The sequence below is a fragment of the Streptomyces sp. NPDC058525 genome (genome assembly GCF_042719495.1).
GTDB lineage: Bacteria > Actinomycetota > Actinomycetes > Streptomycetales > Streptomycetaceae > Streptomyces.
The window spans coordinates 124,596-138,527 of record NZ_JBHXNP010000005.1; the positions used below are offsets into that span (position 1 = coordinate 124,596).

General features: G+C 72.5%; 10 protein-coding genes and 1 riboswitch. Of the genes, 6 read left to right on the forward strand and 4 right to left on the reverse strand.

Annotated features, from left to right (window positions below; all coding sequences use genetic code 11):
- Nucleotides 1-51: 51 nt before the first annotated feature.
- On the reverse strand, nucleotides 52-1,278 hold the full coding sequence (locus ACFWP3_RS04595; RefSeq protein WP_384216105.1) for a citrate synthase: 1,227 nt from the start codon (nucleotides 1,276-1,278) through the stop codon (nucleotides 52-54).
- A 70-nt stretch (nucleotides 1,279-1,348) separates the two neighbouring features.
- On the opposite strand from ACFWP3_RS04595, the gene ACFWP3_RS04600 reads away from it, so the two are divergent.
- Together ACFWP3_RS04600 and ACFWP3_RS04605 are read left to right on the forward strand one after the other, a co-directional pair.
- Complete coding sequence (locus ACFWP3_RS04600; RefSeq protein ID WP_384216107.1) at nucleotides 1,349-2,500, forward strand: citrate synthase; 1,152 nt, start codon at nucleotides 1,349-1,351, stop codon at nucleotides 2,498-2,500.
- Nucleotides 2,501-2,514: 14 nt separating this feature from the next.
- Nucleotides 2,515-3,642: a CobW family GTP-binding protein gene (locus ACFWP3_RS04605; RefSeq protein ID WP_384216109.1), complete on the forward strand. Its 1,128-nt coding sequence runs from the start codon at nucleotides 2,515-2,517 to the stop codon at nucleotides 3,640-3,642.
- 18 nt (nucleotides 3,643-3,660) lie between these two features.
- Here ACFWP3_RS04605 and ACFWP3_RS04610 read toward each other — a convergent pair whose 3' ends face one another.
- Both ACFWP3_RS04610 and ACFWP3_RS04615 read right to left on the reverse strand, forming a co-directional pair.
- Entirely contained in the window at nucleotides 3,661-5,715 is a 2,055-nt protein-coding gene (locus ACFWP3_RS04610; RefSeq protein WP_384216111.1) for a restriction endonuclease, read from the reverse strand.
- Nucleotides 5,716-5,824: 109 nt separating this feature from the next.
- Nucleotides 5,825-8,281, reverse strand: coding sequence for a DNA topoisomerase (ATP-hydrolyzing) subunit A (locus tag ACFWP3_RS04615; protein ID WP_384216113.1), 2,457 nt, complete (start codon nucleotides 8,279-8,281; stop codon nucleotides 5,825-5,827).
- 192 nt (nucleotides 8,282-8,473) lie between these two features.
- On the opposite strand from ACFWP3_RS04615, the gene ACFWP3_RS04620 reads away from it, so the two are divergent.
- The 4 genes from ACFWP3_RS04620 (at nucleotide 8,474) to ACFWP3_RS04635 (ending at nucleotide 13,249) form a co-directional block, all read left to right on the forward strand.
- The gene (locus ACFWP3_RS04620; RefSeq protein WP_384216115.1) at nucleotides 8,474-9,823 is read left to right on the forward strand and encodes a M16 family metallopeptidase; all 1,350 of its coding nucleotides are present in this window, start codon (nucleotides 8,474-8,476) and stop codon (nucleotides 9,821-9,823) included.
- A 20-nt stretch (nucleotides 9,824-9,843) separates the two neighbouring features.
- Nucleotides 9,844-11,211 (forward strand): M16 family metallopeptidase, encoded by a 1,368-nt coding sequence (locus ACFWP3_RS04625; protein ID WP_384216150.1) that lies wholly within the window; start codon nucleotides 9,844-9,846, stop codon nucleotides 11,209-11,211.
- A 194-nt stretch (nucleotides 11,212-11,405) separates the two neighbouring features.
- A riboswitch (cyclic di-AMP (ydaO/yuaA leader) is annotated at nucleotides 11,406-11,565 on the forward strand.
- A gap of 12 nt (nucleotides 11,566-11,577) precedes the next feature.
- Nucleotides 11,578-12,375: a M23 family metallopeptidase gene (locus ACFWP3_RS04630; protein ID WP_384216117.1), complete on the forward strand. Its 798-nt coding sequence runs from the start codon at nucleotides 11,578-11,580 to the stop codon at nucleotides 12,373-12,375.
- A gap of 202 nt (nucleotides 12,376-12,577) precedes the next feature.
- Nucleotides 12,578-13,249 carry a GntR family transcriptional regulator gene (locus tag ACFWP3_RS04635; protein ID WP_384216119.1) on the forward strand — a complete coding sequence of 224 codons (672 nt, stop codon included), beginning with the start codon at nucleotides 12,578-12,580 and terminating at the stop codon, nucleotides 13,247-13,249.
- 245 nt (nucleotides 13,250-13,494) lie between these two features.
- Here the strand turns inward: ACFWP3_RS04635 and ACFWP3_RS04640 are convergent, their stop codons facing one another.
- The gene (locus tag ACFWP3_RS04640) at nucleotides 13,495-13,776 is read right to left on the reverse strand and encodes an HPr family phosphocarrier protein (RefSeq protein WP_030766390.1); all 282 of its coding nucleotides are present in this window, start codon (nucleotides 13,774-13,776) and stop codon (nucleotides 13,495-13,497) included.
- Nucleotides 13,777-13,932 lie beyond the last annotated feature (156 nt).

The following is a 13,932-nucleotide window of genomic DNA, read 5'->3' on the forward strand; positions in this document are numbered from 1 at the left end:
CACCGGACGGCCGGAGGCCGGAGAACCGGACGGTCGGAGGGGCGGTGTCCGTCAGGGCATCGGCTGTGGCGGGCGGGGCCCCTGGTACTGCCCGCTCGGCCGCATCCGCAGCGGCCGCTCCTGGTACTCCTCCAGCGCATGCGCGATCCAGCCCGCCGTGCGCGCCACCGCGAAGACCGTCTCCCCGGCCTCCGCCGCCATCCCGCACGACACCGTCAGCACGGCCAGGGCCAGGTCCACGTTCGCGTGCAGCCCGCCCTGCCGGCCCATCACCGCGGCCACCTCGCGCGCCGCGCCCAGCGCGGGGGCGGCCTGCGGCAGGCCCTCCAGCCGGTCGAACAGGGCCCGCGCCCGCGGGTCCTCCCCCTGGTACAGCCGGTGGCCGAGGCCGGGCACGCGGCGTCCGGCCCGCAGGTACTCCGCGACCACCGGCGCGGCCCCGCCGCGCTCCAGGACCTCCACCAGCATCCGGTGCGCCAGGCGTCCGGCCGCGCCGTGCAGCGGCCCCTCCAGCGCGCCGAGCCCGGCCGACACCGCCGCGTACGGATGGGCCCGCGCCGACGCGGCCACCCGTACGGCCAGCGTGGACGCGGCCAGATCGTGGTCGACGAGCAGCGCCAGCGCCAGGTCGAGGGCGGCCAGGGAGTCCGGGTCGGGTTCCTGTCCGGTCAGCCGCGACCACAGCTGCCGGGCGATGCGGGAGTCGCCGGCCCACCGGGCCGGTTCCCGTACGGGCAGGGCGCCGACCAGGGTGGGGATCAGGCAGCGCGCGGAGCCCAGTACGGCCTCCTCGGACAGGTCGAAGCGCAGCGGGTCCGCGACCGCGGCGGCGGCGACGGCCACCCGCAGCCGGTCCACCGGCCCGCTGTGCCCGGGCAGGGCCGCCACCGCCCTGCGGGCCGCGGCGAGCGGCTCCGGTAGAGCGGTGAACCGCGCCCCGTGGGCGAGGCTCCCCGTCCAGAGCCACTCGGCGACCTCCTCGTAGCGGTAGCGCGAGGCCAGGGCCACGGCGTCGACGCCCCGGAAGTAGTAGCGGTCGGCCTCGATGAGCGTGAGGGAGGTGCGTACGGACAGCTCCCCGGCGGGCGGGGCCGCCGCCTCGCGACGGCTGCGCCGGGCGAGCTCCGCCACCTCGGCCGCGTCGAAGGTGCTGCCGCGGCCGACCTGGTCGCGCCGGCTGGTCAGCTGACCCCGGCTCACATAGGCGTACACCGTCGCGGGTTTCACCCCGAGCAGTTCGGCGGCCTGCCGGGTGGTGAGCCGTCGCTCGTCGTTCATGCACGCAAGCCTACATAGGTTGATTCAATCAATATTGACAAGGATTCCATCAATCATCGATGGTCGATGCATGAACACCACCGTCGCAGTGCCCCGCGGTCTCGCGGGAGTCGTGGTCACCGACACCGAGCTCGGTGACGTCCGAGGCCGTGAGGGCTTCTACCACTACCGCCAGTACTCGGCCGTAGAGCTCGCCGAGAGCCGCGGCTTCGAGGACGTGTGGCACCTGATGTTCCGCGGCACCCTGCCCGCGGACGCCGCCCGGCGCGCCGCGTTCGCCGCGGAGACCGCCCCGCTGCGCCGCCTGCCCGCCGCGGTACGGGACGCCCTGCCCGCCCTCGCCCGGGCCTCCGCGCTGTCCGGACCGCTGGCCGGACTGCGCACGGCGCTCTCGCTGCTCGGCGCGTCCGCCGGATTCCGCCCGGTCTACGACCTCGACCCGGACCGCCGGGCCGCCGACGCGCTGGCCGCCTGCGCCGCCGTGCCCACCCTGCTCACCGCCCTGCACCGGCTGGGGCAGGGGCTGGAGCCGGTGGAGCCGCGCGACGACCTGCCGTACGCCGCGAACTACCTGTACATGCTGACCGGGCAGGAGCCCGACCCGGTCAGGGCCCGCGCGATAGAGCGGTACCTGATCTCCACCATCGACCACGGATTCAACGCCTCCACCTTCACCGCCCGTGTCATCGCCTCCACCGGCGCCGACGTCGCGGCCTGCCTGACCGGTGCGATCGGGGCGCTCTCCGGGCCGCTGCACGGCGGCGCCCCGAGCCGGGCCCTGGACACGCTGGACGCGATCGGCACCGCGGACCGGATCGGTCCGTGGATCCGCGAGCGGGTGCTCGCGGGGGAGCGGATCATGGGCTTCGGCCACCCCGTCTACCGCACCGAGGACCCCCGCTCGCGGATGCTGCGGGACATCGCCCGCGGCTTCGGCGGGCCGCTGGTGGACTTCGCCGTCGAGGTCGAGCGCCAGGTCGAGGAGATCCTCGCCGAGCTCAAGCCGGGCCGCGAACTGCACACCAACGTGGAGTTCTACGCGGGCGTGGTCATGGAGCTGTGCGGGCTCCCGCGCGAGATGTTCACCCCGACCTTCTGCGCGGCCCGCGTGGTCGGCTGGAGCGCGAACGTCCTGGAACAGGCCGCCGATTCGAAGATCATCCGACCTGCCGCCCGGTACACCGGTCCCACCCCTCCGCAGCCGGTACCGGCGCTGGGCTGACTACGATCGACCGGGTGAACAGCAGGCAGCCCATCCCCGTCGTCGTCCTCGCCGGATTCCTCGGATCCGGCAAGACCACCGTGCTCAACCACCTCCTCGCCCACCGCGCCGGCACCCGGATCGGGGTCGTCGTCAACGACTTCGGGTCGATCGAGATCGACGCCATGTCGGTGGCCGGCCAGGTCGGCGACTCGATGGTCTCCCTCGGCGGGGGCTGCCTGTGCTGCGCCGTCGACGGCAGCGAGCTCGACGCGTACCTGGAGAAGCTCGCCGCCCCCGCGCACCGGATCGACGTCATCGTCATCGAGGCGAGCGGGCTGGCCGAGCCCCAGGAGATGGTCCGGATGCTCGTGGCCAACGAGAATCCCGGCATCCGCTACGGCGGGATGGTGGAGGTCGTGGACGCGGCGGAGTTCGACGCGACGCGGTCCCGGCACCCGGAGACCGACCGGCACCTCGCCGTCGCGGACCTGGTCGTGCTCAACAAGACCGACCGGGTGGACGCCGCGGAGCGGGCCCGGATCGAGGGCCTGCTGGCCAGCCTGTGCGCCCCGGGCATCCCGGTCGTCGGGGCCGACCACGGGCGGATCGACCCCGAGCTGCTCTTCGACCGGCGGCCGTGGACCGAGACCCGCGGACAGCTCTCCTTCGAGGACCTGCTGGCGGAGGCCGAGGACCACGGCCACGACCACGACCACAGCTCCCACGCCCATGCGGCGTACGAGAGCGTCGAGTTCGTCTCCGCGCAGGCCCTCTCGCCGCGCCGGTTCATCGACTTCCTCGACCGCCGCCCCGCCGGGCTCTACCGGATCAAGGGCTTCGTCCACTTCGGCGTGCCCGGGCACGGGGAGAAGTACGAGGTCCACGCGGTGGGCCGGTTCCTCCGCTTCTCCCCGCAGCCCTGGGGCCGCGGCGAGCCCCGGCTGTCGCAGCTGGTCCTGATCGGCTCCGGCACCGACGGCCCGGGCCTGCTGCGCGAGCTCGACGCCTGCCGCGAGGAGGCGCCGCACGAGCTCGGCCCCGAGAGCATGTGGGGGGTGCTGCGGTACGTGGCCCGGCCGGCGGAACCGGAGGGCGAAGCGGCCGAAGCCCGGGCGGAAGCCCCGGCCGAAACCCAGGACGAGCCCCGGGCCGGGGCCTAGCCGGGAGCCGGCCCGGGCCTAGGCGACCTCGACCCCGTACTCGCGCAGCAGGTCCTCCAAGCCGCCCCGGTAGCCCTTGCCGCCGATCACGAAGTCCCAGTCGCCGTTCGCCCGGCGCCGGAAGGAGCCGAGGACGAGCGCGGTCTCGCCGGCCCGGCCGTCGGAGACCTCCAGCTCCCCGGCCTCCGCGCCCGACGCGTCGAGGAGCCGGATCCGGGCGTCCGTGAAACCGGCCAGGTCGGCGTGCGGGTCGGCCTCCGGGTCGATCGCGGCCACCAGGACCAGCCGGTCGGCCTCGCGGGGCAGGGCGTCGAAGGTGACCTCCAGCGCGGCCTTGTCGGGCGCCGTGTGCGCGCGGGCGCGCACCGAACCGTCCGGCGTCCCCGGGTTGTTGAAGAAGACGAAGTGGTCCTCGCTCAGCACCCGGTTGCCCGTGCAGACCAGCGCGCACACGTCGAGCGCGACCGCACCCGACCAGGACATGCCGAGCACGTTGTGGTCCGGGGAAGGCGCGGGCTCGGGCGCCCGCTGCGCCGGAGCGCCCGCGCGGCCGCCTCCGAGGCGGCCGCGCAGCCCGTACTGGTGCAGGAGTTCGACGAGCTTGTCGCCGGGAACCAACTCCAGCGGCTTGCCGTTGGCAAAGGTGTACGACCCCGGCCCGAAGGACGCGGTGGTGACCAGCACCCCCTTGTTCGCCCCCTTGTCCTGGACCGTGCCGTACAGATCCCGCACCGCCGTGGGCGACACCGTGTTCCGGTAGCGCTTGACCTGCACCACGATCCGCCCGCCCGTGATGGGGGACGGGTCGTTCGCCTCGATGTCCACGCCGCCGTCGCCCGACCGCTGGGTGGTCAGGGCCTCCATGCCCATCGCCCGGAAGAGCTCCGCCACCAGGTTCTCGAAGGCGATCGGGTCCATATCGAACAGGTCGGGCTCGTCCCGGTCGCCGTCCGCGTGCCCGCCGTGGCTGACGACCCCGCCGCCGACCTCGTCGGGCCTGCGCCCGGGCCGCACCGCGGTCAGCTGGTCGGGCCGCGCCGAGAGCTGCCCGCGCAAGCCCTCCACCAGGCAGTCCACCGCGCTGACCTGAGCCAGCCGCAGCCCCTCGAAGGCGGACCGGGCCGCCGACAGCGTGGCCAGCACGAGCTGCGCCTCCCGGCCCGTCACCGGATCGTGCGCGTCCACGAAGCCGTTGACGACCACGGAGTCCAGTACGCCGAACTCGTCCGCCGCGTACAGCTCGTGCACCACGAGCAGCACGCACTGCGCCAGCAGGTCGCGGTACAGGGCCCGCCGCTGGGTGGCCGGGCGGGCGGTCTCCTTGTCCTGGCCCGTGCTCTGCACGTACCGCACCGACTTGGCCTCCGGTACGACCGCGTACCCCGGCAGCTCCCAGTCCAGCACCAGCTGGCGGGCTCCCGGGTCGTACGCGGCCGCCACCTGCCTCGGCACCTGCTCGGGCCAGGCCGTGGAGGCGTACAGGGCGGCCGAGAAGTACTCCACCACGACATCGGCGTCGCCCGCCCGCAGGGCCCCGGCCAGCGCCGTGAGCCCCGAGTTGTGGGCGCGGATCCCGGCGAGCTGGTCCGTGGCCCAGCGGTCGTACTGCTGCCGGTACGCCGCCAGCTGCTGCTGCCGCTGCGCCTCCGCGGCGTGCGCCGCCTGCCAGGCCTGCGTGTACCGGGCGTGCGCCTCGCGTTCGGCCTGCACCCGCCGGTTCGAGCCGAGCGTCCAGCCGGTGCTCTGCTGCTGGAACTGGTGCAGCTGCGGCATGGGCACGGGGTGGGCCAGCGTGCCCGGGTCGAAGGGTTCGAGCTGCTCGGAGCGGACCAGTCCGGCCATCCGGAACGCCGGTGCCCGGCATCCCGCGGCCAGCAGGCCCTGCAGGGCGGCGACTTCCGCCTCGATCCGCTCCGTACGCCGCCGGGCCTCGGCCTCGCGGTACTGCCGGTCGGCGGCCCGCTGCTCCCGCAGGCGGCTCTCCGCCTGCCGCTGCTGTATCTGCTGCGTCTGCTGCATCCGGCGCTGGGCCTCCGCCCAGTCCCCGATCACTCCGCCCGCGCGACGACTCATCAGCTCTGTTCTCCCCGCCCCACCCGCCAGTGCCAAGGGGGAAAACACTAGTCGCCATTCGGGTGGTACGTCCCCCGTTGGGCGTACCACCTGAATGGCGACTTCCGTCCTACAGCGCGCCGCCGGCCAGCGCCGCCACGGTGGCGGGCAGCGCGGCCCCCGATCCGTCGCGGCGCGGGTCCACGGGCGGCAGTTCCGCCGGAGTGCCGTTCGCGGCGGCCGCCCGGACCGGCGCGTTGCCCGCCCAGGCCAGCACCAGCACGTCCTCGCCCTTCAGGAACCGCTGGCAGCGCACGCCGCCGGTGGCCCGGCCCTTGCGCGGGTACTGGTCGAAGGGGGTCAGCTTCCCGGACAGCACCGAATCGTCCAGCGTCCCGTGCGAGCCGGCGACGGTGAACACCATCGCGTCCCGGGCCGGGTCGACGGCCGAGAAGTGGATCACCTTCGCGTTGTCCGCGAGCTTGATGCCGGCCATACCGCCCGCCGGGCGGCCCTGCGGGCGCACCTGCGAGGCCGGGTAGCGCAGCAGCTGGGCGTCGTCGGTGAGGAAGACCAGGTCCTCCTCGCCGGTGCGCAGTTCGACCGCGCCGACGATCCGGTCGCCCTCCTTGAGGGTGATGACCTCCAGCTCGTCCTTGTTGGCCGGGTAGTCCGGCACGACGCGCTTGACCACGCCCTGTTCGGTGCCCAGCGCCAGGCCCTGCGAGGACTCGTCCAGCGAGGTCAGGCAGACCAGCTTCTCGTCCGGCTCCAGCCCGGAGAGGAACTCCGAGACCGGGGCGCCGCCCGCCAGGTTCGGCGCGGCGTGCGTGTCCGGCAGCTGCGGCAGGTCGATCACCGACAGCCGCAGCAGCCGCCCGTACGAGGTGACGGCGCCCACGTCGGCGCGGGCGGTCGCCGCGACCTGCGAGACGATCAGGTCGTGCTTGGCCCGGGCGCCGCCCTCCTCCTCCGGCAGCGGACCGCCGTTCGCGGTCCGCGCCAGCAGGCCGGTCGAGGACAGCAGCACGCGGCAGGGGTCGTCCGCGACCTCCAGCGGAACGGCCGCCACCGCGGTGCCCGCGGACTCCAGCAGGACCGTACGGCGCTCGGTGCCGAACTTCTTGGCGACCGCGGCCAGTTCCGTGGAGACCAGCTTGCGCAGCTCGGTGTCGGACTCCAGGATCCCGGTCAGCTCGTCGATCTCGCCCGTCAGCCGGTCGCGCTCGGACTCCAGCTCGATCCGGTCGAAGCGGGTGAGCCGGCGCAGCGGGGTGTCCAGGATGTACTGGGTCTGGATCTCGCTCAGCGCGAAGCGCTCGATGAGGCGCTCCTTCGCCTGCGCGGAGTTGTCGCTGTCCCGGATGAGCCGGATGACCTCGTCGATGTCGAGGAGCGCCACCAGCAGGCCCTCGACCAGGTGCAGCCGGTCGCGCCGCTTGCCGCGGCGGAACTCGCTGCGCCGCCGGACGACCTCGAAGCGGTGGTCGAGGTAGACCTCCAGCAGTTCCTTGAGGCCGAGCGTGAGCGGCTGTCCGTCGACCAGCGCCACGTTGTTGATGCCGAAGGACTCCTCCATCGGCGTCAGCTTGTAGAGCTGCTCGAGCACGGCCTCGGGGTGGAAGCCGTTCTTGATCTCGATGACCAGGCGCAGGCCGTGCGAGCGGTCGGTGAGGTCCTTGACGTCCGCGATGCCCTGGAGCTTCTTCGAGCCGACCAGGTCCTTGATCTTCGCGATGACCTTCTCGGGGCCGACCGTGAACGGCAGCTCCGTGACGACCAGGCCCTTGCGGCGGGCCGTCACGTTCTCCACCGCCACCGTCGCGCGGATCTTGAAGGTGCCGCGGCCGTTCTCGTAGGCGTCCTTGATCCCCGCGAGCCCCACGATCCGGCCGCCCGTGGGCAGGTCCGGACCCGGGACGAAGCGCATCAGCGCCTCCAGGTCCGCGTGCGGGTAGCGGATCAGGTGGCGGGCGGCCGCGATGACCTCGCCGAGGTTGTGCGGGGGCATGTTGGTGGCCATGCCGACCGCGATTCCGGACGCGCCGTTGACCAGCAGGTTCGGGTAGGCGGCGGGCAGTGCGACCGGTTCCCGCTCCTGGCCGTCGTAGTTGGCGGTGAAGTCGACGGTGTCCTCGTCGATCGACTCCGTCATCAGTGACGTGGCGTCGGCCATCTTGCACTCGGTGTAACGCATGGCGGCCGGCGGGTCGTCGTTGCCGAGCGAACCGAAGTTGCCGTGGCCGTCGACCAGTGGAAGCCGCATCGAGAACGGCTGGGCCATGCGCACGAGGGCGTCGTAGATCGACGCGTCACCGTGCGGGTGGAGCTTGCCCATGACCTCGCCGACGACACGGGCGCACTTGACGTAGCCGCGGTCGGGGCGCAGACCCATCTCGTTCATCTGGTAGACGATGCGGCGGTGCACCGGCTTCATGCCGTCACGGGCGTCTGGCAGGGCACGGGAGTAGATCACCGAGTACGCGTACTCGAGGAAGGAGCCCTGCATTTCGTCGACGACGTCGATGTCGAGGATCTTCTCCTCGAAATCCTCCGGCGGCGGGGTCTTCGTGCTGCGGCGGGCCATCGCTGCGCGGCTCCTTAACCAAGAATGGGTGTGCTGGGGGTCTGACGCGGACCATTGTGGCCCGAGGCACCGACAACCCGGACTCCGACCCCAGGGGGTGACCCGGGAACTTATCCGGTCGTCGACGCGCTTGCATACAGTGGCAGGTCTGACGGAAATCTCTGCATCGCGTATCGAAGGGACCACATGCCCATGGGTCACACGGCCACAGCCCAGGCCGGCTCCGGCGGCCTGACAGCGACCGAGCACCGGCTGGCCAACGGCCTGCGCGTGGTGCTGTCCGAGGACCACCTGACCCCGGTCGCCGCGGTCTGCCTCTGGTACGACGTCGGCTCGCGCCACGAAGTCAAGGGGCGTACCGGCCTTGCTCACCTCTTCGAGCACCTGATGTTCCAGGGCTCGGCAAACGTGCCGGGCAACGGGCACTTCGAGCTGGTCCAGGGGGCCGGCGGCTCCCTCAACGGCACCACCAGCTTCGAGCGCACCAACTACTTCGAGACGATGCCGACCCACCAGCTGGAGCTCGCGCTGTGGCTGGAGGCGGACCGGATGGGTTCGCTGCTGGCCGCCCTGGACGACGAGTCCATGGAGAACCAGCGCGACGTCGTCAAGAACGAGCGCCGCCAGCGGTACGACAACGTCCCGTACGGCACCGCATTCGAGCGGCTGACCGCCCTCGCGTACCCCGAGGGCCACCCGTACCACCACACGCCGATCGGCTCCATGGCCGATCTGGACGCCGCCTCCCTCGAGGACGCGCGCGCCTTCTTCCGCACGTACTACGCGCCGAACAACGCGGTCCTGTCGATCGTCGGCGACATCGACCCGCAGCGCACGCTCGCGTGGGTCGAGAAGTACTTCGGCACCATCCCGTCGCACGACGGCAAGCAGCCGCCCCGGGACGGTTCGCTGCCCGAGGTCATCGGCCGCGAGCTGCGCGAGGAGATCGTCGAGGAGGTCCCGGCGCGTGCGCTGATGGCCGCCTACCGGCTCCCGCACGACGGCACCCGCGAGTGCGACGCCGCCGACGTGGCGCTGACCGTCCTGGGCGGCGGCGAGTCCTCGCGGCTCCACAACCGCCTGGTACGCCGCGACCAGACGGCCGTCGCGGCCGGGTTCGGCATGCTGCGGCTGGCCGGAGCGCCCTCGCTGGGCTGGCTGGACGTCAAGACCTCCGGCGGCGTCGAGGTCCCGGACATCGAGGCGGCCGTGGACGAGGAGCTCGCGCGGTTCGCCGCCGAGGGCCCGACGGCCGAGGAGATGGAGCGCGCGCAGGCGCAGCTCGAGCGCGAGTGGCTGGACCGGCTGAGCACGGTCGCGGGCCGCGCCGACGAACTGTGCCGGTTCGCGGTGCTCTTCGGCGACCCGCAGCTGGCGCTGACCGCCGTCCAGCGGGTCCTGGACGTGACCGCCGAGGAAGTACAGGCGGTGGCCGCGGCCCGGCTGCGCCCGGACAACCGCGCGGTGCTGGTCTACGAGCCGCTGGCCGGCTCCGACGAGTCCGCCGGGAACGACGACGAGAACGAGGGGGCGGAGCAGTGAGCGACACCGCAGCCGTCACGATGACCTTCCACCCGCGCCCGCAGGCCGGGGAGCCGCAGCCGTGGGCCTTCCCGGCCCCCGACCGCTCGGTGCTGTCCAACGGCCTGACCCTGCTGCGCTGCCACCGGCCGGGCCAGCAGGTGATCGCGGTCGAGGTCAACCTCGCCGCCCCGCTGGACGCCGAGCCCGAGGGCCTGGACGGCGTGGCGACCATCATGGCCCGCGCCCTGTCCGAGGGCACCGACAAGCACTCGGCGGAGGAGTTCGCGGCCGAGCTGGAGCGCTGCGGCGCCACCCTCGACGCGCACGCCGACCACCCGGGCCTTCGGGTCTCCCTGGAGGTCCCGGCCTCCCGGCTGCCCAAGGCGCTCGGCCTGCTCGCCGAGGCCCTGCGCGCGCCGGCCTTCGCCGACTCCGAGGTCGACCGGCTGGTGCGCAACCGGCTCGACGAGATCCCGCACGAGCTGGCCAACCCGCAGCGCCGCGCCGCCAAGCAGCTCTCCAAGGAGCTCTTCCCGGCGAGCCTGCGCATGTCGCGTCCGCGCCAGGGCACCGAGGAGACGGTCGCCCGGATCGACTCCTCGGCCGTACGGGCCTTCTTCGAGGCCCACGTGCGCCCCGCCACGGCCACCGCGGTCGTCGTCGGCGACCTGACCGGCATCGACCTGGACGCGGTCCTCGCCGACACCCTGGGCGCCTGGACGGGCAACACCGCCGAGCCCCTCCCGGTGCCCCCGGTGACCGCCGACGACACGGGCCGCGTGGTCATCGTGGACCGGCCCGGCGCGGTCCAGACGCAGCTGCTGATCGGCCGGATCGGGCCGGACCGGCACGACCGGGTCTGGGCGGCCCAGGTGCTCGGCACGTACTGCCTGGGCGGCACCCTGACCTCCCGCCTGGACAAGGTGCTGCGCGAGGAGAAGGGGTACACGTACGGCGTGCGCGCCTTCGGCCAGGTGCTGCGCTCCACGGCCGACGGGCGGGGCGCCTCGATGCTCGCCATCAGCGGCTCGGTGGACACCCCGAACACCGCGCCGGCCCTCGAGGACCTGTGGAAGGTGCTGCGCACCCTCGCGGAGGGCGGTCTGACCGACACCGAACGGGACGTGGCGGTGCAGAACTTGGTGGGCGTGGCCCCGCTCAAGTTCGAGACGGCGGCCTCGGTCGCGGGCACGCTGGCCGACCAGGTGGAGCAGGAGCTGCCGGACGACTACCAGGCGCAGTTGTACGCGCAGCTGGCCGAGACGGGCACGGTGGAGGCCACTTCGGCGGTCGTGAAGGCCTTCCCGGCCGACCGCCTGGTCACGGTGCTCGTGGGTGACGCGGCGCAGATCGAGGAGCCGGTGCGGGCCTTGGGGATCGGCGCCGTGAGCGTCGTCACCAACTGACCCCGACCGGCGGTACGAAGAGGGCCTCTGGCGGACATGTCCGCCGGAGGCCCTTTTGTCCGTTTAGTGGAGAGGTTGCTTTTATGTGGTGTGGCGTACGCAACAAAAAGGCGCGTCTGTTTGGTGATTGACGGATGATCCGCCTAGCGTCACCTGTGCTGTCCGTCAGTTGTACCCGCCGCATCCGCGGCACCGGACAGCGATCGCCGAGTCCCCGTCAGGCGCGAGCCTGGGGAGCCGGGGACCCACATCAGTCCCTGGGGTGAATCGGACCGCCTCGCAAGAGGAGGCCCGTAGGAGACCTTCCTGCTCCGAACCCGTCAGCTAACCCGGTAGGCGAGAGGGAAGGAAAGGATCAGCCCCTTCATGGCGTTTGGCAGTCGTGCCGCCGGTAAGCACCGTGGTTCCAGCCGTTTGAGCCGCAAGACCGCCGGCTACGCCGGCATAGCCGCCCTCGCCACCACTGGTGTCGTCGGCTCCTTCGCCGCTCCGGCCTTCGCCGCGGACAACAGTGACCACCACTCCACCTCGGACAACGCGCTCGGCGCGGTCGTCGTCTCCGAGGACCTCGCGGGTGACATCGAGGACCAGGCCGCGTCCCAGCAGCGCGCCGCCGAGCACGCCGCCGCCAAGGCGCAGGCCGAGGCCGACGCGAAGCAGCGGGCCGCCGAGGCCAAGCGCCTCGCCGAGGCCAAGGCGAAGGCCGAGCGCGAGGCCGCCGAGCGCGCCGCCCGCGAGGAGGAGCGCAAGCGCCTCAACACCTTCGTCTCCCCGCTCGACAGCTCGTACGTCAGCACGCAGTACAAGGCGGGCGGCGGCATGTGGTCCTCCGGCAGCCACACCGGCATCGACTTCCACGCCGCCTCCGGCACCTCCGTCCAGGCGGTGGGCGTCGGTGTCGTGGTCGAGGCCGGCTGGGGCGGCGCGTACGGCAACAACGTCGTGATCAAGCACAACGACGGTACGTACACCCAGTACGGGCACATGTCCTCGCTGAGCGTCTCCGTCGGCCAGCAGGTCACCCCCGGCCAGCAGATCGGCCTCTCGGGCTCCACGGGCAACTCCAGCGGCCCGCACCTGCACTTCGAGGCCCGCACCGGTGCCGACTACGGCTCGGACATCGACCCGATCGCGTACCTGCGCTCGCACGGCGTCAGCCTCTGACCCGCACCCCACCGCTTCACCGAAGGCCCCGGCTCCCCGAGCCGGGGCCTTCGTGCTGCCCGCCCGATACATGTTCGTCATTTCCGGCGGCTCTCTGAAATTATCGTGTGTTGCAATAGAGTCGCAGTGCGCGCATGGACGTCACGGATATGCGCGGCTTTTGGCGTGGCAGTCGAAAATCGGAGATGGCGGAGGTCCGGTCTTGCGTATTCCCGCGCACGCGGTATGCACAGCGATCCGCGACGACATCGTCTCCGGGGTCTTCGAGCCGGGCGGCAGGCTGACCGAGGAGGTGCTGGCCCGGCGGTACGGGGTCTCGCGGGTCCCGGTCCGCGAGGCGCTGCGGACCCTGGAGTCCGAGGGGTTCGTGACCACGCGGCGGCACGCGGGCGCCTGCGTGGCCGAGCCGACCGAGCAGGAGGCCGCCGACCTCCTCGAGCTGCGGATGCTGCTGGAGCCCCTGGCGGCCGCCAGGGCGGCCCGGCGGCGCACCGAGGGCCACCTCAAGGTGCTGCGCGGGCTGGTCAGGCTGGGCCAGGAGCGGGCCAGGCGGGGCCAGGGCGAGGATCTGCGGTCGCTGGGCGGCTGGTTCCACGAGACGCTTGCGCAGGCCTCCGGGAGCCCGGGCCTGATCGCGCTGCTGACGCAGATGCGGCACAAGCTGGCGTGGATGTACGTGGTGGAGGCGCCGGCCCGGCCGGTGGACTCCTGGGCGGAGCACGGGGCGATCGTGGACGCGGTGGCGCGGGGGGACGCGGAGCGGGCGCGGACGCTGGCGGCCGTCCACGCCGACCGGGCGGCGGGCGCGCACCGGCCGCGGCCGACCGTGAGCACTTCGCAACCTGCCGTAAACATGTCGAGCGGCCGTCATTAACAGGAGCCGTATACAAAGGAGCGGTATTCGTGCGCCGCTGCCGGAATTCCGGTTGGCGTGAATTCGGTGTGCCGAAATTCCCGCGGGATGAATTCCGGCCGGTTGAATTCCGCTGCCCGAACGCGAAAGCCCGAACGCGAAAGCCGCGGCCCCCGGATGGCGGGGCCGCGGCTTTCGCGTGTGGACCGGGCGGGCCTGTGGGCCGTAGCGGTCGCGGGGGCGACGGAGGTGTCGAACCCGAAGGGTCAGACGGTCTCGGGGAGCTCTTCGAGGCCCTCGGCGACCAGCTTCGCGAGGCGGTCGAGCGCCACCTCGGCGCCCTCCGCGTCGGACGCGAGGACGATCTCCTCGCCGCCCTGGGCGCCGAGGCCCAGAACCGCCAGCATGGAGGCGGCGTTGACGGGGTCGCCGCCGGACTTCGCGATGGTCACCGGGACGCCGGAAGCGGTCGTCGCACGGACGAAGATCGAGGCGGGACGAGCGTGCAGGCCCTCGGCCCAGCCGACGTTGACGCGGCGCTCTGCCATGGTGATGCCCTTCAGGTTCTTACGGTTGTCTAGACCAGTCTCTCACGACGTCCGGAATGCTCGGACCGACCTTCGGCCCGAATCCTCCGCCGTTCGACCTTCCCCAGCTTGCATCGTTTTGCCCTAGTGTGCCTGATGCGCCGCGCGCAGGCTGCC

Bases quoted from the DNA above. Each gene is read 5' to 3' on its own strand.
- ACFWP3_RS04595 (WP_384216105.1), bottom strand. From the start codon at position 1,278: ATGAACGACGAGCGACGGCTCACCACCCGGCAGGCCGCCGAACTGCTC.
- ACFWP3_RS04600 (WP_384216107.1), top strand. From the start codon at position 1,349: ATGAACACCACCGTCGCAGTGCCCCGCGGTCTCGCGGGAGTCGTGGTC.
- ACFWP3_RS04610 (WP_384216111.1), bottom strand. From the start codon at position 5,715: ATGAGTCGTCGCGCGGGCGGAGTGATCGGGGACTGGGCGGAGGCCCAG.
- ACFWP3_RS04615 (WP_384216113.1), bottom strand. From the start codon at position 8,281: ATGGCCCGCCGCAGCACGAAGACCCCGCCGCCGGAGGATTTCGAGGAG.
- ACFWP3_RS04620 (WP_384216115.1), top strand. From the start codon at position 8,474: ATGGGTCACACGGCCACAGCCCAGGCCGGCTCCGGCGGCCTGACAGCG.
- ACFWP3_RS04625 (WP_384216150.1), top strand. From the start codon at position 9,844: ATGACCTTCCACCCGCGCCCGCAGGCCGGGGAGCCGCAGCCGTGGGCC.
- ACFWP3_RS04630 (WP_384216117.1), top strand. From the start codon at position 11,578: ATGGCGTTTGGCAGTCGTGCCGCCGGTAAGCACCGTGGTTCCAGCCGT.
- ACFWP3_RS04640 (WP_030766390.1), bottom strand. From the start codon at position 13,776: ATGGCAGAGCGCCGCGTCAACGTCGGCTGGGCCGAGGGCCTGCACGCT.